This window comes from Mesorhizobium sp. WSM4813 (assembly GCF_055811555.1).
The window spans coordinates 21,514-46,836 of the sequence record NZ_JBVVQU010000053.1 but is presented as its reverse complement, the minus strand read 5'-3'; the positions used below and the strand labels follow the sequence as shown (position 1 = coordinate 46,836).

The 25,323-nt window shown below is 61.3% G+C and carries 21 protein-coding genes and 1 pseudogene; 7 read left to right on the top strand and 15 right to left on the bottom strand.

Annotated elements, in window-relative coordinates; translation table 11 throughout:
• Nucleotide 1 precedes the first annotated feature (1 nt).
• Complete coding sequence (locus AC0L25_RS25505) at nt 2-784, bottom strand: class I SAM-dependent methyltransferase (RefSeq protein ID WP_473598053.1); 783 nt, start codon at nt 782-784, stop codon at nt 2-4.
• Between the two features lie 1,438 nt (nt 785-2,222).
• Here AC0L25_RS25505 and AC0L25_RS25500 point away from each other — a divergent pair.
• The gene (locus AC0L25_RS25500) at nt 2,223-3,839 is read left to right on the top strand and encodes a glycoside hydrolase family 16 protein (RefSeq protein ID WP_473598052.1); all 1,617 of its coding nucleotides are present in this window, start codon (nt 2,223-2,225) and stop codon (nt 3,837-3,839) included.
• Nucleotides 3,840-4,068: 229 nt separating this feature from the next.
• Nucleotides 4,069-4,431: an HK97 family phage prohead protease gene (locus tag AC0L25_RS25495; RefSeq protein WP_473598051.1), complete on the top strand. Its 363-nt coding sequence runs from the start codon at nt 4,069-4,071 to the stop codon at nt 4,429-4,431.
• A gap of 135 nt (nt 4,432-4,566) precedes the next feature.
• Here AC0L25_RS25495 and AC0L25_RS25490 read toward each other — a convergent pair whose 3' ends face one another.
• The 3 genes from AC0L25_RS25490 to AC0L25_RS25480 all read right to left on the bottom strand — a co-directional run bounded on the left by AC0L25_RS25490 (nt 4,567) and on the right by AC0L25_RS25480 (nt 5,948).
• Nucleotides 4,567-4,878 (bottom strand): hypothetical protein, encoded by a 312-nt coding sequence (locus AC0L25_RS25490; RefSeq protein ID WP_473598050.1) that lies wholly within the window; start codon nt 4,876-4,878, stop codon nt 4,567-4,569.
• Between the two features lie 267 nt (nt 4,879-5,145).
• On the bottom strand, nt 5,146-5,619 hold the full coding sequence (locus tag AC0L25_RS25485; protein WP_473598049.1) for a hypothetical protein: 474 nt from the start codon (nt 5,617-5,619) through the stop codon (nt 5,146-5,148).
• Nucleotides 5,620-5,660: 41 nt separating this feature from the next.
• On the bottom strand, nt 5,661-5,948 hold the full coding sequence (locus AC0L25_RS25480; RefSeq protein WP_473598048.1) for a hypothetical protein: 288 nt from the start codon (nt 5,946-5,948) through the stop codon (nt 5,661-5,663).
• 740 nt (nt 5,949-6,688) lie between these two features.
• On the opposite strand from AC0L25_RS25480, the pseudogene AC0L25_RS25475 reads away from it, so the two are divergent.
• Nucleotides 6,689-6,952, top strand: a pseudogene (locus tag AC0L25_RS25475) (hypothetical protein); the annotation flags it as partial.
• A gap of 285 nt (nt 6,953-7,237) precedes the next feature.
• Here the strand turns inward: AC0L25_RS25475 and fdhF are convergent.
• The 4 genes from fdhF to AC0L25_RS25455 all read right to left on the bottom strand — a co-directional run bounded on the left by fdhF (nt 7,238) and on the right by AC0L25_RS25455 (nt 13,530).
• Nucleotides 7,238-10,027, bottom strand: a complete 2,790-nt coding sequence (gene fdhF / locus AC0L25_RS25470; protein WP_473598047.1) for a formate dehydrogenase subunit alpha — start codon at nt 10,025-10,027, stop codon at nt 7,238-7,240.
• Nucleotide 10,028: 1 nt separating this feature from the next.
• A complete protein-coding gene (locus AC0L25_RS25465; RefSeq protein WP_473598046.1) occupies nt 10,029-11,702 on the bottom strand; it encodes an NAD(P)H-dependent oxidoreductase subunit E in 1,674 nt (557 codons plus the stop codon).
• A 205-nt stretch (nt 11,703-11,907) separates the two neighbouring features.
• A complete protein-coding gene (locus AC0L25_RS25460; protein ID WP_473598045.1) occupies nt 11,908-12,147 on the bottom strand; it encodes a sulfurtransferase TusA family protein in 240 nt (79 codons plus the stop codon).
• Between the two features lie 126 nt (nt 12,148-12,273).
• On the bottom strand, nt 12,274-13,530 hold the full coding sequence (locus AC0L25_RS25455; protein WP_473598044.1) for a molybdopterin molybdotransferase MoeA: 1,257 nt from the start codon (nt 13,528-13,530) through the stop codon (nt 12,274-12,276).
• Between the two features lie 181 nt (nt 13,531-13,711).
• Between AC0L25_RS25455 and fdhD the strand changes: the two genes are divergently transcribed.
• Nucleotides 13,712-14,605, top strand: coding sequence for a formate dehydrogenase accessory sulfurtransferase FdhD (fdhD, locus tag AC0L25_RS25450; protein ID WP_473598043.1), 894 nt, complete (start codon nt 13,712-13,714; stop codon nt 14,603-14,605).
• Entirely contained in the window at nt 14,595-15,227 is a 633-nt protein-coding gene (mobA, locus tag AC0L25_RS25445) for a molybdenum cofactor guanylyltransferase MobA (protein WP_473598042.1), read from the top strand. Before fdhD ends, mobA begins: the two co-directional genes overlap by 11 nt.
• On the opposite strand, the gene AC0L25_RS25440 is transcribed toward mobA, so the two are convergent.
• The 5 genes from AC0L25_RS25440 to AC0L25_RS25420 are packed head-to-tail and all read right to left on the bottom strand — an operon-like array spanning nt 15,211 to nt 20,608.
• Nucleotides 15,211-17,151, bottom strand: coding sequence for a molybdopterin biosynthesis protein (locus tag AC0L25_RS25440; RefSeq protein WP_473598041.1), 1,941 nt, complete (start codon nt 17,149-17,151; stop codon nt 15,211-15,213). The genes mobA and AC0L25_RS25440 overlap by 17 nt on opposite strands.
• Before the next feature lie 7 nt (nt 17,152-17,158).
• Nucleotides 17,159-18,280, bottom strand: coding sequence for a molybdopterin-binding protein (locus AC0L25_RS25435; RefSeq protein ID WP_473598040.1), 1,122 nt, complete (start codon nt 18,278-18,280; stop codon nt 17,159-17,161).
• Between the two features lie 50 nt (nt 18,281-18,330).
• The gene (locus AC0L25_RS25430; RefSeq protein ID WP_473598039.1) at nt 18,331-19,182 is read right to left on the bottom strand and encodes an ABC transporter substrate-binding protein; all 852 of its coding nucleotides are present in this window, start codon (nt 19,180-19,182) and stop codon (nt 18,331-18,333) included.
• Nucleotides 19,183-19,190: 8 nt separating this feature from the next.
• The gene (locus tag AC0L25_RS25425) at nt 19,191-19,913 is read right to left on the bottom strand and encodes an ATP-binding cassette domain-containing protein (RefSeq protein ID WP_473598055.1); all 723 of its coding nucleotides are present in this window, start codon (nt 19,911-19,913) and stop codon (nt 19,191-19,193) included.
• Nucleotides 19,914-19,915: 2 nt separating this feature from the next.
• Complete coding sequence (locus tag AC0L25_RS25420; protein WP_473598038.1) at nt 19,916-20,608, bottom strand: ABC transporter permease; 693 nt, start codon at nt 20,606-20,608, stop codon at nt 19,916-19,918.
• 100 nt (nt 20,609-20,708) lie between these two features.
• On the opposite strand from AC0L25_RS25420, the gene AC0L25_RS25415 reads away from it, so the two are divergent.
• Nucleotides 20,709-21,584, top strand: coding sequence for a substrate-binding domain-containing protein (locus AC0L25_RS25415; protein WP_473598037.1), 876 nt, complete (start codon nt 20,709-20,711; stop codon nt 21,582-21,584).
• A gap of 40 nt (nt 21,585-21,624) precedes the next feature.
• On the opposite strand, the gene AC0L25_RS25410 is transcribed toward AC0L25_RS25415, so the two are convergent.
• Nucleotides 21,625-21,831: a DUF6494 family protein gene (locus AC0L25_RS25410; protein WP_029350232.1), complete on the bottom strand. Its 207-nt coding sequence runs from the start codon at nt 21,829-21,831 to the stop codon at nt 21,625-21,627.
• Nucleotides 21,832-21,940: 109 nt separating this feature from the next.
• Between AC0L25_RS25410 and AC0L25_RS25405 the strand changes: the two genes are divergently transcribed.
• Complete coding sequence (locus AC0L25_RS25405) at nt 21,941-23,227, top strand: hypothetical protein (RefSeq protein WP_473598036.1); 1,287 nt, start codon at nt 21,941-21,943, stop codon at nt 23,225-23,227.
• Nucleotides 23,228-23,230: 3 nt separating this feature from the next.
• Here the strand turns inward: AC0L25_RS25405 and AC0L25_RS25400 are convergent, their stop codons facing one another.
• Nucleotides 23,231-25,270 (bottom strand): 4Fe-4S binding protein, encoded by a 2,040-nt coding sequence (locus AC0L25_RS25400; protein WP_473598035.1) that lies wholly within the window; start codon nt 25,268-25,270, stop codon nt 23,231-23,233.
• Between the last annotated feature and the right edge of the window lie 53 nt (nt 25,271-25,323).

Here is a 25,323-nt window from a genome sequence, read left to right as displayed (position 1 = left end):
CCTACAGGAAGTGAATCACGAACGTCGCCTCACTGGAATCCCCTCTCGATTCAACCTGAGCGTCCGACGCTCTAGTGAGGACCATCAGTGAGGCGCCGCCGAGTAAGCGCACCGACAGGTCCTCTCCGGCAATAGTCCGGACAATGCGCCGCGCGGCGTTACCGAGGATGGCTGTCGTGGTTCGCCATTCGGGATGGATCTGCAGGATAACTTCCGCCGTCCTAGTGTACTGTGCGTCAATAATCTTGAAGCCCGTGTCGCGCAGAGTCGCTAGAGCTGTGGCCTGATCAAAGTAATGCAGGTGACCGACCTCCTTGCGTTGCTTAAGGTGCTGACCGCGCAGAAGGCCGACGATACTAATGTCGAGAGGAATATGAAATGCATAGTATTTCGAACGTCCTCTAAGCCTTCGAAGAAAGCCAATATAGTCATCGACGTGCTCGAAAACATCGATGCACAAAAGAAGATCGTAGTTTTCGTTGGTTTGCAGGAAGTCACTGCAGTGAAAGCTTAGGTTGTTTCTTTCTCGCTGTTTGGCAAAATTTATAGCATAGGGAGCGATATCGTAGCCGATGGCCGTTGAGTCACGGAAGATATCGTGCTGAAGGAGGGCTTTCAGAACACCTCCCGTCCCGCAACCTGTGTCGACGATTTTCTGGCAACTGATATTGTTGGCGCGCACGATCTTGGCGATGCTGGCGGCCTTGACACCGCCGTCTTCGTCATGCCAGGTCGGATTGGCAGCGGCATAATCTTTTCCGGTATAGAGGTCATTACTTGACATCTCTCTGCCCATCTCAGTGTGCTTGAGCCAGATTAAGTTTTCCTCTTCGAATGCTTCGACCTTCCTAAGAATTGCTTGTGACTTTGAATGAAAACAACCAGCTCTCTGCATGGCCCTAAGGCCAGCTCCAGAACGGGAATCCTAAGTCGTCCCTGTTGATCGAACTTCACATTTTGGGAATGAACGAATCTTAGGTCGGCACCGGTCCGCCTTGAGGTCGCTCCAGAGTTCTAGAGTTCCTCCTTGCCCCGGGCTGCACGCAAGGTGCGAACCGCGCACCTCAGAAAGTGGGCGCAACCGGATAAAAACAAAACCTAGTCATTACAAATGTAACGACACTCTCGATGCCGTCAAGCCGCCGGCTGCGAAGCTTCCGGGGGGCACCTTAAAGCACGCGGCCCATCTGAGGTAGCTCATAAGAAAGAACCAAACTCTTCGCGTTCCACAGCGACGCTGCTGGTAGAATGTTGTCGCCGATCACGGAGAACGATGCCGAATTATCGGCTCTGCGCTCTGAAAGAACACCGCCAATTCTTGGTGCGGTCAACCTAGTCTGCATTGACGACGATGCAGCGAAAGAGCACGCTAACCGTTGGTTCCAAGTTCCAGCTTTGATCATTGAAAGCGGATGATGCGGGACATCGCCGCCGGCGACGTCGCTCAGCAACACGTCTAGAGACCGGAGCGTAGTCAACGCCGCAACCGCGGACCTCAGCCAAGCGCATCGGCAGGCAAACGGCACGGTCGCAGTGCGGGCTGGCAGTTCCAGCCATAGACTCGACGGCTCGTCCGCCACGCAGCCTCGGAAGACATCCCGGCCGTCCCTCTCGACGATCCAATATGCGACCGGCCGGCTAGAACCAAGGGCGCCCAAACCATCGCAACATTTCAGCCGACGGACACGGTTTTTCATAGGGCGTGCGGAAGGCTGTTCGGTGCGGCCGTTCGACACACTTCCTACATTAGAAGGTGTTAATAAGTTTTCGCCCAGCCTCATTCTCGCCGCAAATGGCAGGTTGGGTTGCGTACATCGTCCTCGAGTGATCAACTCACGTAGGTACAAGACGATGCGCGAATAATTAAGGCGCGAGAATACCTGCACTTGACTTAGGGGCGCGGGCGTAATGAAAACAAAAAAGAACGCAACGAACTAAGGGTCTACTGTGCTCATACTACACTGCAAGCCCGGTGGTACTTATGCCGGAACAGCTGCGCTCGACTTTAATCCGGCTGCGGCTCGATTCCTTGACCCGCTTGCGCACGTCGGCAGCGACACCGTTATGGTTTCGAGGACGACGGTCTGATGAGCATTCCCGTAGACAAAACCCACCTTCGATGGCGAGGTCAACGGCCCGCTCGACAATAATGTCGGGGCGAGGACTTCCAAATCTCCGCTACTTTGAAATCCGTTCGCGGTGCCCAATAGCGGGCATGCGATATGTCGCGCGCCTTGGCGATGCGCGGCGTGGAATTCCTGTTTTCAACGCCAAAGAAGGATCACGGAATGGCTCTTTCCGCACCCACAGGCTTTGCCTCTAGCGACCTCGTCTTCGAGGATAACTTCTCCGGTACGGCACTCGACAGCGATTGGCATACCTACATCACCAGCAATGCCGCCAATGGCTGGCCGTGGGACAGCAATGGATCGGGCGGAAGTGGAATGGGCAACCGGTTTAATGCCGAATACAATATGCCGAGCCAAGATAAGGTGGGCAACGGGCTGTTGAATCTCACGGCAATTAAACAGCCCGTCAACGGCGTGGCTCAGGGGTCGGCATATACATTCCCTATCACGTCCGGCGTCGTCAGCAGCTATGGCAACTTCGAATTCAATGGCGGCTACCTTCAGATCAGCATGAAGGCGCCGAGCGGCGACGGCGCTTGGCCAGCCCTCTGGCTGATGCCCGGCAAAGGCGCCGGCAGCAGCGGCGACAATTTTGAGATCGATATACAGGAGGGTGGATTCACCGGTTCGGGACCGGCAAACCAAGCGTTCTCCTACCACCTCCACGGGCCGTCAGGGGTAGACGGTGGCGTCGTCGACAGCGGCGTCGACCTCACGGCCGGCTTCCACACATACGGCATCAACTGGGATCCTGGTAAGTCGATCACCTGGTATCTCGACGGGAAGCAGATGGCGCAAGTGACCAGCGCAGAGGCGCAGATTCCGAATCAACCGATGGAGCTGATCATGAGCAATCAGGTCGCGAATTCGAACGCGGCCGGATGGCACACGGCTCTCAATAGTTCGACTCCCTCGTCGATGCAGATGCAAGTCGATGAGATCCAGCTGTATCAGAAGGCAGGCAGCGGCGACACCGTTACAGGTGCCAACGTCACTCCCCCAACCACTGGCGCGATCGGGACCGAGACCGGGTCTGGGACCGGGACTGTCGTTCCTCCCGGCGGCACCAGCGATGGCACTTTGTACGGCACCAGCGGCGCCGATGTACTTCGGGAAACCGGCGCCCACACGATGATCGGCTATGGCGGCAACGATGAGTACTACGTCGATAATGCCGGCGACAAGGTGGTCGAGTCCTCTGGCCAAGGTCAAGACAGGGTGTGGGCTTCCGTGAGCTATGCTCTCTCGGCCGGCTCGTCGATTGAAGTCCTTGGCACCACAAAGGACGCCGGCACCACGGCAATCAACCTGACCGGCAACGGGTTGGCCCAAACCATCCAGGGCAATGCCGGCGCCAACGTCGTCAACGGCGGCGGCGGTGCCGATAAGTTGAGCGGCTTCGGCGGCAACGACACTTTCGTCTTCAATAACGCCCTTGGTCACGGCAATGTCGACAGGATTACCGACTTCAACCAAGACAAGATCCGCCTCGACGACGCCATTTTTGCCGGGCTTCATTTGGGAGGGCTTCCATCCGCGGCTTTCTTTGCTGGTACAGCCGCGCATGACAGTTCCGACCACATCATCTACAACAGTTCGACTGGAGCGCTCTCCTTCGACAGCGACGGGGCCGGCGGCGCATCTCAAACACAGTTCGCCACGCTTTCCCCACATCTCTCGCTCACCGCAGCCTCATTCTATGTGACCTGAAGGACCTACGCGGGGAAATAAAATCCCGCGGGGGGCTTCGGGCCAAGACCCGCCTGTTGGCAGGTCGTTGCAGCCGATCACCGCACATGCAACGCGGCAAATGTCAGCATCAGTGGCCTGGAAGCCAAGATGATGCTCATGCACGGCAGCAACGGCAACCCGTTCTCTGGCTGCGATCTTCCAATCGGCATATGGACCACAATGCGCGAGGACGCCAAAAGGCCTGTATATGGAGGGCCGGCTTCTCGCCCTCAATACAGACTACGGCAGGCGCATTCTCTCGCTTATGGTGGGATCAGCGTTAGACGGACTGTCAATCGGATTTCGTGTCAACCGCTCATCGCCTGGCCGCGGGGCGACCAAACGCTGGCTCGAGGAAATCGACCTCAAGGAAGTCAGTATACTCGACGAGCCGAGCAACGACCTTGCACGCGTATCGACCGTGAAAGAGTCTATGGCTGCGGTGGCTTTGGACCGCGCCTATGCCAAGATGCAGGCAGCGCTGCGCTCGTTGTCGGCTGCCGGAGCGGCGCCATCACCTGATGCGGATCTAGGCAAGCTGGCTGCGCAGTTGCGATCGTATGCACGCTAGGCCCTCGCGCGCTTGCGCGCACGCGAGGGGATTTCCTGAGTTAGCGTTATCTACGAGTTTGGCGAGCGGTACGGCTGGCGGCCACGCCAGAGACCGAATGCCCCGGTGGGGCGCGCTATTTGGCTGCTCGCGAAGCTAGCCCTCGGACGGCAACTGTCGCGCAACTTTATTGAGGGCAGCCGTAAACGACGAAATGGCACTACGGGGGCTGGCCTCTACCAACGCAAGAGCTACCTCGCGGAATGCAGACGCAGCGATATACAAGATCACCCTGGTAGAGCCGCCGCCCTTTGAGGCGATGGATGTGCTGAAAGAGATCCCTTTTTCATTCTTTCTGGAAATACTTGGGCCACCACTTTTCAACGTTACCCCAGCGTGCTCGCTCGTAATCTTGTCGATCGACACACCGCCCCGCCAGACTTCCGATCCATCAAGCATCTTGTACACTGATCACACCCCGCAGTTAGCCTGGACCGGGTATATCACATCTTTGGTGGTCACGACTCGGCGTACCGCATCGCCCCCAACACGCACATTTTTCCAATTCAAAAATTGAGGGGCAGGCGCCTCGGATTCACTTGCGGTTGTTCCGGTACGGATGATTCAAGGGTGGAGGATACGATATCTTCTCGATAAATATTTCGTGCCATGGCCGCAGATCAGGATTCCCGCGGGACAGTTCTGGGTGCTTCAAATTCAGGGCAAAGCGATGTGTTATGGCCGCGAAGAAACCAACTTTCTTTGTAAAATCGAGAATTTCGTGCCTGTAGAACTGTTTGTTCGCAAAAACATCTGGGTGCGACGCCAGATAAATGTCTTTTTTAGAGTTGAATTTCTTCTCTCCAGTATAAGAGTGAACCATAATCCAATGGACAATCTTATTCCTCGTGCTGCTGATAGCCATAAGGTGCACTGATAGCGAGTCAAAGAAGTTGTCGTATTTTTCAGCGTGAGTGATTTGAGCAGGTGTTTCATCGTGCTCATTCTTGCCTGATTGGTCGCAAAAGACGCAAACACTGCGTAGGCTTTTTTAATCTCAGCCCCAGAAATGGCCTCGAAAATCATCGCCAGATGACTCTCAAGGCGGGCGTACTCGTTGATCGCTTCAGATCGTGCGATGGAGAATTCGTCAGTCGCCTTTTTCCGGGCTGCTATTTCCGCCTGTGGATCGATGGCAGTTTCAGTCATGTTCGTGTCACCAAATGATTTATGGCCTTCGCCAACTCATATTAGGCGGTACGGCCCTTTATTCTTTCGTAAAGCTCGTCTTCATCAAAGATTCCGATGTTGTGCAGCGCACTATGCAAGACTGCGGCGTCGATCGCCGAATCTGGCATTCCCGAATTTCCTCGGGCAAACCCGAACAGAGATGAAGCGCGCGCGTAGAGTTCAGCGGAATCCAAAAGGTAATCCTGTAGGTTGCGTTTAACTATTATACGGCCTGTTCGGCGGCGGTCACCGATTAGTGAGCCGGTGCGGGAATGTTGAATCTGAACCTTTGCGAGCAGCTCGGCCAAAGCACTCCTTTCGTCGGAGCGCGCAGCCTCCGTCATGTCCCTCAGGGCCGCTAGGTCGGCACTGGCGGGAGGGTTGGGACCTCAACTTCAGCAGGCAGACCTCCGTCCTCATCACATTTGCCAATCAGGTATTCCAATTGGTTCGCGCACACTTCTGCATATTCAGAGATGGCACTTAGCGCGAAAGATAGAGTGACACGGGCCGCCGTCCGTCTACTTTCAAGCCGCTGATTTTCTGCGATCTCTGCTTGCCTCATCTGCATGTTAAGAGCGCGCACGCCCCACCACGCCCCTGCTAAGGCAACTAACCCTGCAATCAAGGTTTGGTAGTCGTAAAGCCAACCCCAGTAAAAATAGGTTCGCGCGGTGAGGAGGCCGATAGGTGACGATTACTCGAACTGCCCGGACCATTCCAGCATTTCAAGCGGCAGCAACTTGCGATTTCGACCAAGCGCGTGAGAGAGTGCTTGCGGGCTTCCGGCGGCCGGATGCATGCGTCAACTTCGTCCTAGAATGACCTTCACCAGAGCGGCTCAGCGCAAAGACTGGCGAACAACCACCCAAAACTGCCTATTGCGATCTCGTAGGATCACGCCATATCCCGCTCATTCACCTGTGTTTTCTGACTTGTCGTATCCCGGCTAGTGGCAGATCCGGGGTGCTATTAGGGGGATCAACCCGGGGATCAACCCCCTACAGGACCCAGTTGCCAACCCTACTTTTCGGTGGGTGCAAACCCCATCTATTCATCCGTCACAGAGCCCACTCTCAACCCAAAGGGCGCCGCAATCAGACGGATTGAACAAAGTGGCAAGCAGAAGACACTTGTTGAAGGCGACGGGCATGGTACCCGGCCTGAAGCCGACGCCGACCTGCGTGACGGCCGACTGGATGGCTCAACAATGGCGCGACAAGAAGCGCATCAAAAGAAGATCGGATCCTATCCGTCGATGTCTCTCGCTACGGCGCGCGAGATATTCGACCGCGACTTTGCCAAATTGATCTAGAAGGTCCGCAGCATCAACTCGCGCGGACGACCGGGGTCTCCCCATATTCAGTGCGCTTTTCCGATGGCTCCAGCGACGGCGCGACATCAGGCGCCGTAGGCAGTCCGATGCCCAAAACTGACCGAAGAAGGCGATCTACTATTCCGCGATCACCTCGCCACCCGCAGCCGGAAGCGAGGCGATCGCGCGGGCTTCTGGCATTTGGCCAAGGTCGCCTCGGAAGTCGCGAGAATGTCCAGCGTTGCCAAGATGGACCGGGCTGTGCTCCAGCGCATCGATGGTTCATTCGGCAGCTTCGGCCTTCGCCGCCGGCGCTATTCGCGCGGCGCAGTATTTGAACTCCGGGATCTTGCCGTAGGGGTCCAGCATCGGATTGGTGAGCACGTTGGCCGGGCTTTCGTTGAAGCAGAACGGCATGAACACCATGCCGTCGGCGACCTCCCGGTCGGCTCGCAGGATGGCGTCTACCGTCCCGCGCCGGGTCTCGACCGCAATCATCTCCCCTTGGCGCAGGCCGTGCCGTTTGATCTCGTAAGGGTTCATCGCAGCGATGCCGTGTGGCTCGATCGCGTCAAGCACGCCCGCCCGGCGGGTCATGGAGCCGGTGTGCCAATGCTCGAGCAGGCGGCCGGTGGTGAGCACCAGTGGAAACTCCTGATCGGGCACTTCGTCAGGCGGCAGCAAATCGGCCGGCACGATGCGGCCGCGTCCGTCCGCGGTCGGGAATCCGGACGAGAAGATGATCTCATTGCCAGGCTTGTCCGGGCCGTCGGCCGGATAGATCACCGAACCTTCGCGCTCGATGCGGCCCCAGGAGATATGTTTCAAGGACGGCATCACATCAGCCATTTCCGCATAGACCTCGGAGACATGGTTATAGTTCCAGTCGAGGCCGATGCGCCTCGCCAATTCGACTATCAGTTCCCAGTCCTGACGCGCTTCGCCTGGCAGTTCGAGTGCTGGACGCCCAATCTGCACCTGCCGGTTGGTGTTGGTGTATGTGCCGAGCTTTTCGGCATGCGCCGAGGCTGGCAGCACCACATCTGCGTGCCAAGCGGTCTCGGTCAGGAAGATGTCCTGCACCACGAGATGATCGAGCATGGCCAGTGCTTGCCGGGCATGGGTTTGGTCGGGATCGGACATGGCCGGGTTCTCGCCCATTATGTACATGCCCTTGATTTCGCCTTCATGGATGGCGTCGATGATCTCGACGACCGTCAGACCGCGTTTTGGGTCCAGCGTCTGGCCCCAAAAATTCTCGTATGCGCCGCGGATGTCGATGTTCTCGACCGATTTATAGTCGGGGAAATACATCGGGATGAGCCCGGCATCGGACGCGCCCTGAACGTTGTTCTGGCCACGCAGCGGGTGCAGGCCGGTTCCCGGCCGGCCGACATGTCCGGTGATCAGTGCCAGAGCGATAAGGCAGCGCGCATTATCGGTTCCGTGGGTGTGCTGGGAAATGCCCATGCCCCAAAAGATGATCGAGCGCTCGGCGGTCGCGTAGGTGCGGGCGACGTCGCGCAGCACGCTCGCCTCGACGCCGCAGACCTCGGCCATCGCCTCGGGCGAAAAATCCTTCACCTTGGCCTTCAGCGCCTCGAATCCGGAAGCGTTGGCCTGGATATACTGCTCGTCGTAGAGCTTTTCCTCGACGATGACGTGGATCAGCGCGTTCAGCATGGCGACGTCGCTGCCGGCCTTGAATCGCAGCGAATGCGACGCATGGCGCATCAGGTCCTGGCCGCGCGGGTCCATGACGATCAGCTTGGCGCCGCGCTTGGCCGCCTGCTTGAAATAGGTCGCAGCGACCGGATGGTTGGTGGTCGGCCGTGCGCCGATGACGATGATGCATTCGGCCTTCAGCGCGTCGTTGAAGGGCGCCGAAACCGCACCCGAACCGACGCCTTCCATGAGTGCTGCCACCGACGATGCGTGGCAAAGCCGGGTGCAATGGTCGACATTGTTGGTGCCAAAACCCTGGCGCACCAGCTTCTGGAACAGATAGGCCTCTTCGTTGGAGCCTTTTGCCGAACCGAAACCGGCCAGCGCCTGCCCGCCATGATCCCTAAGGATTATCTTCAGCCCGCCGGCGGCGCGCGCGAGCGCCTCTTCCCAGCTAGCCTCGCGAAACACGGTCAGCGGATCGACGCCGCGCATATCGGCATCGCCCGACTTCGGCGCATCGTCGCGGCGGATCAGCGGCTTGGTCAGCCGTTCAGGCGACATCGCATAATCGAAGCCGAAACGACCCTTGACGCAGAGCCGGTTCTCGTTGGCATAGCCATTGCGGCCATCGACCTGGACTATTCTGTTGTCCTTGACCGCAACGCTGGTCTGGCAACCGACGCCGCAGAACGGGCACAGCGTGTCGACCACCTTGTCGAAGGACTGGACGACCCGGGTCTTGCCTGCCTCATCCATCAGCGACTTCTCGTAGAGCGCGCCGGTCGGACAGGCCTGCACGCATTCACCGCAGGTGACACAGGTCGACAGGCCCATCGGATCGTGCATGTCGAAGACGGGAAGCGAGTGATTGCCGCGCTCGGCCATGCCAAGCACATCGTTGACCTGGACTTCGCGGCAGGCCCGGACACAGGCGCCGCAAGTGATACAGGCATCGAGATTGACGGCAATGGCGGGATTCGTGATATCGAATTCTGGCCGAACATCGTCGCTGGCAAATTTTGAGCTATAGCGATCGCCGGAAATCCCCATCGAACCAGCCCACTGCCAGAACATCGACTGCTGATCCGGACCGTCGGCCGCCGGCCGCATGTTGCTGGCGAGCAGCTCGAACACCATCTGGCGCGATTTCCTGGCCCGTTCGGTGTCAGTCTTCACCACCATTCCGGCGGAAGGCTTGCGGATGCAGGAGGCGGCAAGCACCCGTTCGCCCTCGACATCGACCATGCAGGCGCGGCAATTGCCGTCGGGCCGATAGCCGGGCATGTCGACATGGCACAGATGCGGAATCCTGGTGCCTTCGCGCTTTGCAACGTCCCAAATCGTCTCGTCGTCAGCGGCTGTGACCGTTTTGCCGTCGAGGGTGAATATGACGCCATCTGCCATTTCAAAGATCATCCCTAAAATGCGTCAAAAGGTGATTGACCGGATTGGGCGCCGCCTGGCCGAGACCGCAAATGGAGGAATCGCGCATCACGGTTTCAAGGTCACGCATCGCCGTCTCATCCGGCACGCCCTTCTCTTTCAAGAGCGTTACCAGCTTTTCGGTTCCTTCCCGGCACGGCGTGCATTTCCCGCAACTCTCATGTTTGAAGAAATTCATGAGGTTGAGGGTCACATCCCTGATGTTGTCGGCTTGCGAAAGCACGACCACCGCATGTGAGCCGACAAAGGCGCCCTGTTTGGCGAGTTCGCCGCCGAAATCGAGTTCAATGTCGCCCATCGACGCCGGAAGGATGCCGCCCGAGGCTCCACCTGGCAGATAGGCCTTGAATTCATGCCCGTCTGCCATGCCGCCGCAATAATCCTCGATCAGTTCGCGCACGGTGACGCCGGCCGGGGCCAGCTTGACGCCCGGCTCTTTTACATGTCCGGAAACCGACCAGGAGCGAATTCCCTGATGGCCGGGCTTGCCAAGTGCTGCAAACCATTCGGGCCCCTTCTCGACGATGTCGCGAATCCACCACAGCGTCTCGACATTGTGGTTGAGTGTCGGGCGTCCGAAAAGGCCGACTTCGGCAATATAGGGCGGCCGGTGGCGGGGCATGCCGCGCTTGCCCTCGATGCTTTCCAGCATCGCGCTTTCCTCGCCGCAAATATAGGCGCCGGCGCCGCGCCGAAGGTCGATAAAACGTGGCTTGACGATGCCGGCTGCCTCGAGCGCCGCGATCTCGGCGCGCAAAATGGCGAGCGCGGCTGGGTATTCGTCGCGCATGTAGAAATAGATGCGCTCGGCCTCCACCGCATGGGCGGCGATCAGCGCCCCTTCAAAAGTCCGATGCGGATCGGTTTCGAGATAGATGCGGTCCTTGAAAGTGCCGGGCTCGCCTTCGTCGCCATTGATCGACATCAGCCGCGGCCCTGGATAGCCGCGCACGAAGCTCCATTTCTTGCCGGCTGGAAAGCCGGCGCCGCCGAGGCCGCGCAGACCGGCGTGTTCCATGATCTCGATAATGGCATTTGTGGTCAGCACGCCATTGCGCACTTTCTGCAAGAGCTGATAACCACCGGCAGCGCGATAGGCATCCAGGCCGACATAGTCGGGCGCCACTGCGCTGATGTCCTCGTCTCTGGCCATCGCCAACAGTTTTTGGCTTGTCGCGTGGTCGACTTCGCGGTCGCCGATGCGTGCGGCAGGGGCGGTGGCGCAGCGGCCCATGCAGGGCGCACGCATGACGCGGATTGTCTTCGGGTCGGCCTTGGCGACCAGTTCGCCAATCAGCTGTTCGGCGCCCGACAGCATGCAGCTTATCGATTCGCACACCCGGATTGTCAGCGGCGCGGGCCTCGCCTCGCCTTCCCTGACGATATCGAAATGATCGTAGAAGGTCGCGACCTCGTAAACCTCGACCTGGGACAGGCGCATGTCTTCGGCAAGCGCGCGCAGATGCGCGGCCGACAGACAACCGTAGCGGTCCTGGATCAGATGCATGAACTCGATCAACAGATCCCGGCGGCGTTCGCGCTGGCCAAGAAGTTCCCGGACCTCGGCCAGGGCAACATCATCCAGCGCCCGCCCTTTGGGTCCGCGATCGGGGGCCCGCCGTTGCTGCATTGTCATTCTCTCTCCTCCCGGACCCTTCGTCTGAGGAAGGCGGCTGCCGCCAGCAATGTGGCTGTGAGCCGCCTTCAGCCCGGCGCACCTTGGATCAGGGACTTGGCACAAAAACGACTTGGCACACAATTGAACCAAAGGCCGGTCTGGCAATTTTAGCAGACCGGGGCGCCACGACAGAACTGATCTGCGCCCTGATTTGTCGCACGGCCTATACCGGGGCAGTTTGCGCCCTCACGATCAAGAAAATGATGTGGTCCCCGTGCCGTTCCATCGCCTCCAGGCGGTCGCCCGTTTCGTTGATCAGATTGGGAATGTCTATGGCCGCCAGCGGATCGGTGCAACGGACCTCAAGACGCTCGCCTGGCCTTGTGCCGCTCAGCGCCTTGCGGGTTTTCAGCGCCGGCAAGGGACATTTCAATCCCGACAGATCGAGCTGTCTCGTTGTCATAGTGGCGCACCATGGCGGACCGGTCACCGGTCGTCAACGGCACGGCCTCCCGGCTGCCGCATGAGGGCGGCCAGGCGTCGCATCGCATTTTTGGCAAACTGCGTGCCGTCGGCTCAACGACGTTCGTCAATTCAGGTCCGAATAGGCAAAGAACTGAACGGTCTGACCCGGCTCTACCTGGACTATTTCCTCGCCGAGTTCGACAAGGCCGTCGGTTTGAACCAAAGAAGACAGCAGGCCCGCGCCCTCGCGCGGGAATTTGACGGCTTCATAAGTGCCGTCCTGCGTCCCAAGCAGGCTCACCCGCACATATTCGCGTCGCCCCGGCTTTTTGCGGTAGGAAAAGGCGGCCCGCACAGGCCGCGAAATTATTGGCTGCTGCCGTGCGCCGGCCAGTGCCAAGATTGCGGCGCGCGCAATATGGGCGAATGTGACGAAGCTCGCCACCGGATTTCCGGGCAGCCCAATGAAGGCTGTTCCCCTGATCACCCCCATGGCGACGGGCCGGCCGGGCTTTATGGCCACACGCCAGAATACCAGGGCGCCCACATTCTCTATGGCGGCCTTGACGCAGTCGGCCTCCCCGGTCGAGACCCCGCCGGAGGCCAGGATCAGGTCCTGCCCTGGGGCAGCCTCGCTCAGCACATCCGCGATCAGGCTGCTGTCGTCTGTCAGAATGCCCAAATCGGTGGTCTCGCAGCCCAATCTTGCGAGCATGGCCATCAGCATGAAACGGTTCGAATCGAAAAGCTGGGCCGGTCCCCGAACATTTCCCGGCGCGACGATCTCGTTGCCGGTCGAGAAGATCGCGACGCGAATTTTGCGCCGCACATCGACCTGCGTCATGCCGAGAGCCGCGGCGAGCGCAACATCCTGTGGGCGCATGCGCTGGCCGGCCTGCAGGACCACCTTGCCGGCTGCGACATCCTCGCCCGCCGGCCGCACGTTGGCTCCCCTTTTCAGGCCGGGCGGAAGAATGACCCTGCCGGTATCGTCGACACGGACATCTTCCTGCATGTAAACCGTGTCTGCCCCCTCCGGCAGCGGAGCGCCAGTGAACATGCGTATAGCTTGTCCGGGCGCGGCGGGCCGATCCGGCGCCACCCCAGCCTGTATCCTGTCGCTCACGAGGAAAGCTTTTTCAGCGATTCCCGGCAGGTCGTCGCCACGCAGTGCATAGCCGTCGACGGCTGAGTTGGTGAAAGGCGGCAAGGGCAGCGGCGCCACCAGATCTCTCGCCAGGACGCGCCCATCGGCAATTGCCAGCTGGACGGTTTCGGTCTCGTCCACAACGGTCAGCCGAGAAGCAATCAGTGCGGCGGTATCATCGACCGATCGCATCGGGCCGCCGAAAGCGAAGCAGTCGTCTGAAAGTTGCGCCATCGAGCCTTCAGCCTCTGTGGATCTGGCCGAACCGGCAGCTCGGCGCCATCCGGCAAGCCCAGTCTGCGCTTATAGGCGCTTTTGTCGACCGGCCTTCGTTTGAACAGGGTATATAGTAGACGTCAAGCCGAAGGTAAGGCATCCACCCCGGTGAGCGGGATTGCAATTTCAAGAGAACGCCATGCAGCAAATGAAAAGCCGACCAGACCCCGCCATCATCATGCCGAACCCGGAGGACATCCGATTGACCGAACAGGTCAGCGGCATCGATCATACGGGCGCCCCTATTCAAGTCCGCGTCCCCGTCGAACGCCCGCTGACGCTCTATCTGAATGCGCAGGAGATCGTCACAATGATGACGATCAGCGATTATCCCGAATATCTGGCGCTGGGCTATCTGCTCAATCAGAATATGCTCAAATTCGACGACGTCGTAACCGAAGTCGAATATGACGACGACCTTCAGGTCGTGATCGTTCGTACCGAGCGCAACACGAATTACGAGCAGAAGCTCAAGAAACGGACGCAGACTTCAGGCTGCGCCCAAGGTACGGCTTTCGGAGATCTTCTCGAGGCGCTTGAAAATACCGCTCTGCCGGCAGCCGTCCTGCACACCTCCTGGCTGTACCAAATGACCCGCACGATCAACACGACGCCGTCGCTCTATCTTGACGCGGGCGCGATTCATGGCTGCGTGCTTTGCAAGGAGGGCACGCCGATCTGCTATATGGAGGATGTCGGGCGCCACAATGCCGTCGACAAGATCGCCGGCTGGATGTACCGCCACGGCATCGATCCGGCCGACAAGATCCTTTATACGACGGGCAGGCTGACCTCGGAAATGACGATTAAGACGGTTCGAATGGGCATTCCGATCCTCGTCTCACGCTCGGGTTTCACCGCCTGGGGCGTGGATTTGGCGCGTCAGGCAGGCTTGACGCTCGTCGGCCGGGCGCGCGGCAAGCGGTTCGCCGTGCTGTCGGGCGAGGATCGGATCGTCTTCGACCAAGACCTCGCTTCCGTCGACGAGGAAGCACCTCGTCACAGACGCAAGGGAGCCGCCGATGGCGAATGAGAAGGTGCCCACCCTGGGCGTCGTTCTCGCCGGGGGGCTTGCCCGGCGCATGGGCGGTGGCGACAAATCCATGCGTCAGATCGACGGACTCACGATCCTCGATCGTGTGCTCGATCGCCTCGGCCCGCAATGCGACGGGCTGTTGCTGAACGCCAATGGCGACCCTGCCCGCTTTGACCGCTTGCGCCTTCCCGTTGTCGCCGACCCGGTCGAGAACTATCCAGGGCCGCTCGCTGGCGTGCTTGCGGGCCTCGACTGGACTAAGGAGAACAGGCCCGACGTCGAATGGATCGTCAGCGTCGCAGCGGACTGTCCTTTTTTGCCGCGCGACCTCGTCGAACGGCTGCATCGGGCGCGCATGGCGAAAGGCGCGGATCTGGCGGTGGCGATGTCAGCGGGTCGGACGCATCCTGTCATCGGGCTCTGGCAAGTGGCGATGCGCGATGAGTTACGCCATGCACTCGTAGAAGAGGGCATTCGCAAGATCGACCTCTGGACGGCTCGCTACCAGGTTGCCACCGCGTCCTGGCCGGCCAAGCCGGTGGATCCATTCTTCAATGTCAACACGGTCGAAGATTTTGTCGAGGCCGAACGGCTCTGGCACCTTAGCCAGGTCGGGTAAAACCCATCCGCTCGATCCCCTCCTTGAATTCAGGCGAAGTGAGCGCGGTAAGGAAGGCCTGCACCGCGGGTCGCTCTTTGCGGGCAGAGACCAGCGCGAAATCATAATGCTCTTCCTTCAGCGCAATGAAACCGAGCCCGGCTGAGTGCGCCACCGGCGCAATGGTGACGCCCCAGTCTGCTCGGTTCTGTGCCACGGCCGCCGCGACGGCATTGTGCGAGCGGGGCTGGTTCCAATATCCGTCAGGCCGCGCCGAACCAAGCAGTTGGTCGATCAGGATGCGGGTACCTGAGCCCTGGTTGCGGTTGACCATCATGCAATTGGGATCGGCGAGTGCGGCACGCACCGCCTCCTCTGGGCCGGCTCCTTGGAAACGCTCGTCGCTCAGGCGGAACACGATGCCCTGCATGCGCCGCCATCCCTCCACGAGCTCGACGCCGTCGCTCAGGTACGGCGCATTGTAGCTTTGCGTCTTGGCGTCGAAGAGGTGGATGGGCGCGATATCGCACTCGCCCCGCTTAGCCGCGCCCAGGCCGCCCAGGCTGCCGACCGCGATAGACCGCACCGTCTGGCCGGCGCGAAACAGAATGCCGACGACGAGATCCAGGCCCGTGCAGTTGCTGCCAATCACCACGAGATCGGGAACACGGACGTGCGGTGTGAACAGCGTCACCGACGCCTCGCTTCCGGCAGGCATATTGTCGGCTAAAGCTTCGATGCTGATGAAGCCATCCGCCTGGGCAAAGGACGTTATCGCCCCCGAGCCCTTGCCGGTGGGATAGGCGACCAGCCCCTGCTCACCCTCGACCAGCGATACCATCACGAACTCCGTGCGGCCGAGTTCGGAAGGGATGCGCAGCGGAACCTGTGCCGTGACCTTCGCTTCGGTCCGAGGCGGCAGGCCCGCCATGCGGCGCAGCAAAGGTACGATCATGTCGTGGAAGGTGAACATGGCCGAAGTCGGAAATCCCGGCAGCACGACGACCGGCTTGCCGTCGCAAACGGCGAGACAAAGCGGCTTTCCCGGCTTCAGCGCGACGCCATGGGCAACGATGCCGGGCGCGCCGAGACGGTTCACGATGCGGTGGCTGACATCACCCGCGCCCTTGGACGTCCCACCCGACAGTATCAGCACGTCATGGGCAGCCAGCGCCTCGCGCATGGCGGCTTCCAGCGTGGCTTCGTCATCCGGATACGCGCCGAGAAAGCTCGCCTCGCCGCCATTTTCATTTATCGCCGCGCTGACGATTGCGCCATTGGCGTCGTAAATGCCGGCGGGTCGCAGTGTGTCGCCCGGTTGGACCAGTTCGTCGCCAGTCGACATTACCGCCACGCGCAGCTTTCGCGCCACCGTCACCATCGCAATTCCGCAGGCGGCAAGCATGCCGATTTCTCGCGAGCCGATCACCGTTCCAGCACGCAGCAGAACCTCACCGCGGGCAATGTCGGATCCGGCATGCGAGATGAACTGGCCGGGCAAGGCTCCGCGCCTGACCTCGATGGCATCACCTTTGGTTGGTTGAGTGTGCTCCACCATGACGATGGCATCGGCGCCGCGCGGCACGGGCCCGCCCGTCGAGATGGAGGTGGCGGTACCTGCGAGCACAGGTATTTGAGGGGCGACACCGCAGGCGATAGTTTCGCCGTTGAGCAGAAGCCTGGCAGGAAGGGCCTCCGACGCGGTGGCCAGGTCGGCGGCGCGCACGGCAAAACCATCGACGTTCGAACGGTCGAAGGGCGGCACGTCGATAGGAGCCGTGACATCATCGGCAAGCGCCAGCCCAAGGGCTTCCGCAAGCATCAATTCTTCGGTTGGGATCGTTCGCGGAAATAGCGCCGCCTTAAAACGGGCGAGCGCCTCGTCGCGCGACAGGACCGTCAGGAACTGCTCCTGGCCGGTATCTTGGCGGGTGGGTCTGGTCATGTCTGGCTCATCTGGGATCATCGAACACAAAGGCGCCGACAGGTGTTCCCGCGGCACACCCCTCACTGCCGCCTGGAATAGCAACCCATGCATCCGCCATACGGATCGCGTCCAGAGAAAAATCTCCTATCGCAAGCGGCGCCCATCTGTCTTGTTCCTGCTTCAGGAGGACGATCTCGGCCAGCCCGACCGTGGAAGAGATTTTTTGCTCCAGCGCCAAGACCATCTCTCGCCGGGCGCTCCTGCCCGTTAGGCGATCGATAGCCGGCTGAACAAGCGCCAGAAAGGCGGCAAAGGCCTGATCGGGCGCGCCGGGCAGAGCAATGATGGGGACCGCGTCGAGCCGGCCGATCGCCGCGGTTCGGCCGGGCTGTAGCGCTATGTTGTGGGCGATTAACGCGCCACGCGCCGCAAGCGCGTCGGCTGTTGCGTCGGCGCGCCCCGCACCAGTGCCTCCAATCAGGATGATCAAATCGCCGGCTGCACTCGCAAGGGCCTTGGCGACGGATCTGGCGTCGCGCCTAACCGTTTCGGTATCGAACACCGTCGCGCCAGAGGCTCTTGCGAGGTCGGCGACAAGATGCGCCGTGAAGGTATCGCTCGCCGGCGCGGCGACATCGACCAGGCGCACCTCCGGCGCCCGCACCGCAATTTCGCCAATTCCCACACTTCGCACGGCCAGAAGGTCTGCGGCTGACAGCCTGTGCCCTGCGATTATAAGCGGTCGGCCCGCCTCCATGTCCTCGCCAGCGCGTCGCACCCCCTGGCCCGGTGCTGCCTCCTCGATCGCCTGGGGCATCGGCCCGCTGCAATCGATGAGATCGGCATCGAGGACGCAATCGCATCCCTCCGGCATGGCGCCGCCTGCCTCTACCCAGACCGGAATTGCCATCAGCGGCAGCGGCGAATAGGCCGACGCGCCGGCAAGATCGACGGCGCGACACGCCCAGCCATCTGTCTTTGCCGTGTCGCGGGTGGGCTGCGCGTAGACCAGGGGCGGCATAGCGGCCCCAATCTTCCCAAGCGTCTGGTCAAGCGGCAAAAGAGTGGGCGCAACCGGCGCCACCCCGTCGAGGAGTGCGGCGAGAGCCGCCTCGAGACCGGTCAGCGCGCCGATGGATGGCTGCATTCTCATCATGTCCGATGATGGGGCAGATGCGAACCGCTTTGCAACCGACTTCAGAAGCGCTCCTGCTCAGCGTTCGGGAAGAAGAGTTGCTGGCCGTCAATGTTGTATTCGCCAATCGCCTGCTGTCCTTCAGGCGAGATCAGCCAATCTATGAAGCGTTGGCCGGGTTCAGCCTTGACGCTCGGATGCCTCGCGGGATTCACCAGCATGACGCCGTACTGGTTGAACAGCCTTTTGTCGCCTTCGACCACGATCTCCAGTTCGCCGCGGTTCTTGAACGCCAGCCATGTGGCGCGATCGGAAAGCACATAGGCATCCACGGCGCTGGCTGTGTTGAGCGCAGCGCCCATGCCCTGCCCTATCTCCTTGTACCAGGGTCCCCTCACCGCCGCGATGTCGACACCTGCCGCCTTCCAGAGCGCGAGTTCTGCAAAGTGAGTTCCCGATTTATCGCCGCGGGAAACAAAAGTGGCTTTCTTGTTCTGGATCGATGTCAAGGCGACTGCGATATCTGGCGAACCCTTGATTCCGGCCGGGTCGCTTCTGGGCCCGATCAGGACGAAATCATTGTACATCACATCGAAGCGTCTCACGCCAAAACCTTGCTGGACGAACTTCTCCTCCTGCGCCCTGGCATGGACGAAGACCACGTCCGCGTCTCCCCGGCGGCCGGCGTCGAGCGCCTGGCCGGTTCCCTGCGCGACCACCCTCACCTCGATACCGGACTTTGCGGTGAACAAAGGCAGTATGTGATCGAAAAGGCCGGAATCCCGTGTCGAGGTCGTCGAGGCCACGACGATCGACTGTTCCTGTGCGCTGGCCGATGCGCCGCTGGAGGCGAGGAAAGTCAAAATGACCGCAATTGCGGTAAACAGTCGACGGTTCAGCACTGGAAGCTCCATTTCCGCGGTCAGAGAACGAGTTCCCCATGGATAAAGGCGGCAGCTTCTGCGGATGAGGGGCGATCGAAAAAATCAGCGACGCTGGCGTGCTCGCACAGTCGGCCGCGAACGAGGAAGACGACATCTTCCGCGAGCCGGCGCACCTGCCCGAGATCGTGCGAAGCCATGACGATCTTGGTGCCCGATTGGGAGGCCATGAGGATGATCTCCTCGACATGGCGGGTAGCCGCGGGATCAAGGCTGGCGGTGGGCTCATCGAGCAGCAGGATCTCGGGTTCGCGCGCCAGTGCGCGGGCAAGCGCCACGCGCTGTTGCTCGCCGCTGGATAAGCGCCGCGCAGGTCGCGCCGCCAAGCCCAGAAGCCCCACACGGTCGAGAAGTTCCTCGGTGCGCGCCGCGCGACGGTGGCGCGGACAACCAGCTTGCGCCAGTGCGTAGGCCACGTTGGCGGCGACGGAGCGGCGCAGCATAACCGGTTTCTGGAGCAGCATTGCGCGGCGCCCTAGCCCGCGATCGGTACGTCCACCCCAACTCACAGTTCCTGCGGAAGGCGCGGCAAGTCCCATGCAAACCCTAAGCAGTGACGTCTTGCCCGCCCCATTGGGACCGAGCACGAGTGTCGGCGCGCCAGGGGTAATCGCCAGGTTCACGCGGTCAAGCATAGTCGTGGCGCCGGCGCTGAGCGAGACGTGGTCCAGAATGAGAGGAAGGTCGGTAAGCGAGGCACGCATCATCAAGCCACCCGTTGCTCCGACCACGCTCGCAGGCCCCAGGCAGCGGCATTGATGGCAAGGATGAGACCGATCAGGATGACGCCGAGCCCCATCGCGAGCGGCAGGTCTCCCTTTGAGGTTTCAAGCGCGATCGTGGTCGTCATGGTTCGTGTAAAGCCCTCTATGTTGCCGCCGACGATTATTACTGTGCCGACTTCGGCCGCCGCCCGCCCGAAGCCGGCGAGCATTGCGGTGATGAGGCTGAAACGGCTGTCCCACAAGAGCGTCGCCACCCTGCCTGTCGGACCGACGCCCATCGCTGTCAGTTCGTCGCGATATTCGCGCCACAAATCCTCGATGGTCTGGCGCGTCAGCGCCGCGATGATAGGCAGGACGAGAAGCGCCTGCGCGATGACCATGGCGGCCGGTGTGAACAGCAGGCCGAACTCGCCGAGCGGCCCTGATCGCGATAACATCAGGTAGACGGTCAGGCCGACGACAACGGGCGGCAGGCCCATGAAGCCGTTAACGAGTACGACGAGCGCGGAACGTCCCGGAAAACGCGTCAGCGCCAGCAACGCCCCGAGCGGCAGTCCCGCGACGGCTGCAATTGCAACGGCGGCCATGGTGATGGTTAGCGAAAGACGCACTATCGATATCAGCGTCGCGTCGCCGTTCGCGATAAGCTGCCATGCACTTAGGCCTTCTGACATTCCCGTTCACCTGCGCCGCGCCACCCTGCTATTTTTGCTGCATTTTTTCCACATTCGTCAAACAATTGAACTTGCGCAGGAATATGCATAACCTTGCAGGATGGATTTGCTGACGACTGCAGAAGCCTCAGACTATTTGCGCCTGGGCGAACGCAAGCTTTACGAACTGGTCGCCACCAACAGGATCCCGTGCAGCAAAGTGACGGGCAAGTGGCTGTTTCCGCGCAACGAACTCGACCGGTGGGTTCTCTCGGGATTGGTGCATCCTGAGGGAATGATTCCGCCCGAGCCGCCGCCCATAGTCGGCGGCAGCCAGGACGATCTGCTTGAATGGAGCCTTCGCCAGGCAGGCTCCGGCCTCGCCTCGCTGACCGAGGGGACGGGAGCCGGCGTTGCGCGTCTTTTGCGTGGCGAAGTCGCCGCTGCGGCGATCCATTTCCATAATGATGCAGCCGACCCAAATGTGGAGGCCGCGCGCGCAATGCCGCGGCTGCACGATGCGGTGCTGATCGGTTTCACGCGGCGAGAACAGGGGCTGCTGCTGCCGCCGGGCAACCCCCGATCGCTCAACAGCCTGGCCGATGTCCTTGAAAGCGGCGCCAAAATGGCGGTGCGTCAGACCGGGGCCGGAGCCCAAATGCTGCTGGACGTCCTGGTCGCCCGCGCCGGCGCCAGCCAGAATCGGTTGAACCGGCTCGCGCCGCCATGCCTGACAGGGCCCGATCTCGCTGCCGCGATCCGGACCGGGCGGGCCGATTGCGGCATCGCCACACGCGCCGCCGCACGCGCCGCCGGCCTCGAGTTCGTATCTTTGGCGTGGGAGGATTTCGATCTGCTGATGCGGCAGCGAACCTATTTCCAGCCTTCGATCCAGGCGCTGATCCGCCTCATGACCCAGGACAGCTTCGCCCGGCGCGCGGCAGAACTCACGGGGTATGACACGAGCGCGGCCGGGCAGGTCCGGTTCTTCCATTAAGGTGGGTGTCAATGGGCGCCGGGCGCGCCGCCCCGCCTATTCAACCAAGGTCGATTTCACCTTCGACGACGTGGTGCAGACCGGCGCGTTCAGCCGTAATCACGGCCCTCACAGTCAGGCGCCCCTGCCCTTTCAGTCCCCCATCCGCCACGGCCTTTTCGATCGCCTGCTGCGAGGTTACGCCGACCTGCTTCAGGAACTTGCGCATCGACACGTTGAAGGGATCGGTTTCCATGTTTTGGGTCATATGATTGCCTCTAATAGCTGTAACGGTGCGGCTGGTCGGGTGCGATCGCATGCTGCTCTCCCGGCGAAGGCGCTGCCGGCCAGCGGAACACGGAACCGTATGATGCGCAATGCATAAGACGCTCGCAATAGCTTTGCTCGCTGCTGTTTTCCTCGCCGGTGCGACGGCACATAGTGCCGAACTGCGCGGGCATGGCGGTCCCGTGCGGGCGATTTCCGTGGCGCCGGACGGAAAGGCGGTGGCAACCGGCAGTTTTGACACCAAGGCGATCGTCTGGTCGCTGGAGACCGGCGAAGCGCGCGACGTGCTGCTCTTTCATGAAGGTGAGGTAAGTGCTGTGGCCGCACTGCCGAACGGGCGCTTTGCCAGCGCCGGTGCGGATGGTCGCATCGCGATCTGGCAAATCGGTCGAGGCGAGCCGGCCCAAATTCTGGAGGGTCACACCGGACCTGTCGCCGACCTCGAACTGTCACCCGACGGATCGATGCTGGCTTCGGCGTCCTGGGACACCACCGTCCGGCTCTGGCCCCTTGCTGGTGGGAAAGCGCGCGTCCTGCAAGGCCATGGCGCAAACGTGAATGCACTCGCCTTCCTGGCGGACGCAACCCTCGTCAGTGCCGGCTATGACGCGACAGTCATCTTTTGGCCGAGCCAGGCTGGGGCGCCGCCGGTTCGGGCCGTCATGCCGACGCCGCTCAACACGCTTGTAAGAGCGCCCGGCGACCGGCTGTTCGTCGGAAGTGCGGACGGGCGGGTACGGTTGCTCGATCGACGCGGCAAAGTGCAGTTAGAAGTTCAGGTCTTACGCAAACCGGTGATTGCTCTCGCGGCTGCGCCAGACGCGAACTATCTCGCCGCCGCCGGCATCGGTGATGAAATCCTGTTGCTGGACGCTATGAGCCTCTCCACAATCCGCACTCTCGACACATCCGGCGTGGCGGTATGGTCGCTTGCGTTCGCGGCTGGCGGCAAGACGCTTCTGGCTGGTGGCGCCGACCATCTGGTGCGGGAATGGAACATCGAGACGGGCGAGCGCATTGGGGCAGCTACGGCCGGCAGAGCCGATCCGATGGCCAGATACGCGGGTAATCCGGACGCGGAAGTATTTCGCGCCTGCGTTGCTTGCCATACGCTCGACCCGAACGACGGCAATCGAGCCGGGCCCACGCTGCATGGCATTTTCGGGCGCAAAATAGCATCCGTGCCGGGTTACCACTATTCGCCCGCTTTCAGAAAAATGGACATCGTCTGGACACCGGAAACCGTGTCGGAGTTGTTCGAGTTGGGTCCGAACGCCTACACCCCCGGCACCAAGATGCCTGAACAGACGATCAGCAACGCCGAGGACCGGGCAGCCCTGATCCGCTTTCTTAAGGCCGAGACACGTACTGACTAGGGCTCAGACCGCGTCATCGCCCGAGGCCTTGCGCTCCCGCAGATAGTCTTCCGTGGTTCGCGGCGGCGAGCGACCAGGGCCTGCATAAGGATCGAAGCCCTCATTCATTGCCGCATCGACACGGCAATTGTCGCACATCCGTACAAGGTCGAGCCGCCGTGCGTTCTCGCCTGCAAACATCCAGTGTTTGCCTTCGAGCTTCGCGACGATCCGCTCGACAGTGCTCCTTGTGCCGAACGGCTTCGCGCAGCGGATGCAGTTGTACGGCTCCTCTTGCTTCACAACCCGGCTGCGAGCGCCCCATGCCTGGAAATCCACCTGCGGCGTCAAGGTGATGACCTTCTCCGGGCAGGTCGCGGCGCAAAGGCCGCACTGCACGCAGGCGCTCTCGGAAAAATATAAGGCCGGTTGCTGCTCGCTGTCGGAAAGCGCCCCTGTTGGACAGGCTGATACACAAGAGAGGCAGAGCGTGCAGCCGTCGACATTGACGTCCAGGCCGCCGAACGGAGCTCCAGCAGGCAACGCCACGCGGTCGACAGGCGTCGGCGCAGCTCGATGCAGCTCGACCATGGTGCTCGTCAGCAAGCTGCGCTTCTTGCCGATCGGCAGGAATGCCGCCGGACGCCGCGACGCAACGTCTGGGGTAATCAGGTCGAGCGCCGAGGCGAGGATGTCGGGATCGTCCGCTTCGATCATTCCGCAGACCTCCGCGCCATAACCGAGAGACCGGGTCAGAAGGTTGCCGATTGCGATGTTTGCGGCAATCCCCGTAAGCTCATGCCTTGGCTTGGCCGAGGACAGCGCCCTTACGGCGCAAGCGCCCCAGGCGACCGGCGCGGTCCACGCCTCGACCCCTAACTGAGTTATCTCGTTCACCGCGACCGGCAGGACATTTGCGGGCAGACCCGCGCCGAACCGGGCGAGAGCGTCGATCAGCGGCTCGCCATGGCCGACATCATGGAAAAGCACGATCGCATCCAGGCCGCCCGCCTCCTGATAGGTGAACAGAAGCGTCCGCAGCCGCCGGAGCAGCGATTCTGCATCCGGCACGGCGTAGGCCGCAGCACCCGTGGGACATGCCGCCGCGCAGCTGCCGCAGCCGGCGCATACTTCCGCATTGATCGCGACGTGGTTGCCGGCAGGCGTTATAGCCCCTGTCGGGCACAGGTCGAGGCACCGCGTGCAGCCGGTGATGTGGGATCTCGAATGGGCGCACAGATCGGCGGAGAAATCGATGAAGCGCGGCTTGTCGAACTCGCCTAGCAAGTCGGCTGCCCTTGCGATCGCAGTGGCGACGGAGGCGCGATCGCCGGGATCGGCCTTCACGTAGCCGTCGCGCAATTCAGGAGCAGGGAAAAACGGAACTCCGCCTGAGAGATCAAGGATGATGTCGGCGTTCGAGACCGCACCATCGCGCGGCATCCCGAAGCGAAGCCGATCGCGCGAAGATGGACTGGGCGCCGCGAAATCGTCGACCGTCAGCTCGAAGGCGCCAAGATGGCCCCGCGCCTTGCGGATCGTGCCCTGCATGACGGGAAAATCCCAGACCCGGTGCGGCGCAATTTCGCCTGGACGGCTAAGCAACACAGTGACGTCCAGCTTCTCGGCGAGTTGCCGGCCCGCATCGATCGCCGTTGCGTCGCAGCCATAGACCAGGACGACACCATTGCTCGAAAGTGTAACGAGCGCGGGTGCCGAAGCGGGTTCGGCAGCCATAGCGAGCAGAGCCGCCGCTTTCGGGCCGGCGGCAGCCGCGCCTTGCGACCAGCCCCCTGTCTCGCGAATGTTTGCGAAAACCAGATCGCCTGCGAAACCGAGTTCCTCGGCGAGTTCGCCGAAAAGCGGCGCCTGTTGCGTGCAGCTGATGGTGACAGCTTCGCCGCTGCCCAGCGCGCTGCGCACCCGGTCGAGCTCCGCGCCGCAGAACTGGTCCCCCGCCTCGACCCGTGCGCCCGGGCATCCGCGGGCGACGCTGGCGCCGAAGCCCGGCATGCTCCGCTCGCAGGAGCAGACCAGGACCGTGGGTCGTTTGGCCAGGCTCATTCCGACTCCCGTGGCATCTTCCTTGCCCACGCGGTAGCGCCTCTTCCTTGGAA

Coding starts and splice junctions, on each gene's coding strand:
- AC0L25_RS25505 (WP_473598053.1), bottom strand. CDS start 784: ATGTCAAGTAATGACCTCTATACCGGAAAAGATTATGCCGCTGCCAAT.
- AC0L25_RS25500 (WP_473598052.1), top strand. CDS start 2,223: ATGTCGCGCGCCTTGGCGATGCGCGGCGTGGAATTCCTGTTTTCAACG.
- AC0L25_RS25495 (WP_473598051.1), top strand. CDS start 4,069: ATGGAGGGCCGGCTTCTCGCCCTCAATACAGACTACGGCAGGCGCATT.
- AC0L25_RS25485 (WP_473598049.1), bottom strand. CDS start 5,619: ATGACTGAAACTGCCATCGATCCACAGGCGGAAATAGCAGCCCGGAAA.
- fdhF (WP_473598047.1), bottom strand. CDS start 10,027: ATGGCAGATGGCGTCATATTCACCCTCGACGGCAAAACGGTCACAGCC.
- AC0L25_RS25465 (WP_473598046.1), bottom strand. CDS start 11,702: ATGACAATGCAGCAACGGCGGGCCCCCGATCGCGGACCCAAAGGGCGG.
- AC0L25_RS25460 (WP_473598045.1), bottom strand. CDS start 12,147: ATGACAACGAGACAGCTCGATCTGTCGGGATTGAAATGTCCCTTGCCG.
- AC0L25_RS25455 (WP_473598044.1), bottom strand. CDS start 13,530: ATGGCGCAACTTTCAGACGACTGCTTCGCTTTCGGCGGCCCGATGCGA.
- fdhD (WP_473598043.1), top strand. CDS start 13,712: ATGCAGCAAATGAAAAGCCGACCAGACCCCGCCATCATCATGCCGAAC.
- mobA (WP_473598042.1), top strand. CDS start 14,595: ATGGCGAATGAGAAGGTGCCCACCCTGGGCGTCGTTCTCGCCGGGGGG.
- AC0L25_RS25440 (WP_473598041.1), bottom strand. CDS start 17,151: ATGACCAGACCCACCCGCCAAGATACCGGCCAGGAGCAGTTCCTGACG.
- AC0L25_RS25435 (WP_473598040.1), bottom strand. CDS start 18,280: ATGCAGCCATCCATCGGCGCGCTGACCGGTCTCGAGGCGGCTCTCGCC.
- AC0L25_RS25430 (WP_473598039.1), bottom strand. CDS start 19,182: ATGGAGCTTCCAGTGCTGAACCGTCGACTGTTTACCGCAATTGCGGTC.
- AC0L25_RS25425 (WP_473598055.1), bottom strand. CDS start 19,913: ATGCGTGCCTCGCTTACCGACCTTCCTCTCATTCTGGACCACGTCTCG.
- AC0L25_RS25420 (WP_473598038.1), bottom strand. CDS start 20,608: ATGTCAGAAGGCCTAAGTGCATGGCAGCTTATCGCGAACGGCGACGCG.
- AC0L25_RS25415 (WP_473598037.1), top strand. CDS start 20,709: ATGGATTTGCTGACGACTGCAGAAGCCTCAGACTATTTGCGCCTGGGC.
- AC0L25_RS25410 (WP_029350232.1), bottom strand. CDS start 21,831: ATGACCCAAAACATGGAAACCGATCCCTTCAACGTGTCGATGCGCAAG.
- AC0L25_RS25405 (WP_473598036.1), top strand. CDS start 21,941: ATGCATAAGACGCTCGCAATAGCTTTGCTCGCTGCTGTTTTCCTCGCC.
- AC0L25_RS25400 (WP_473598035.1), bottom strand. CDS start 25,270: ATGAGCCTGGCCAAACGACCCACGGTCCTGGTCTGCTCCTGCGAGCGG.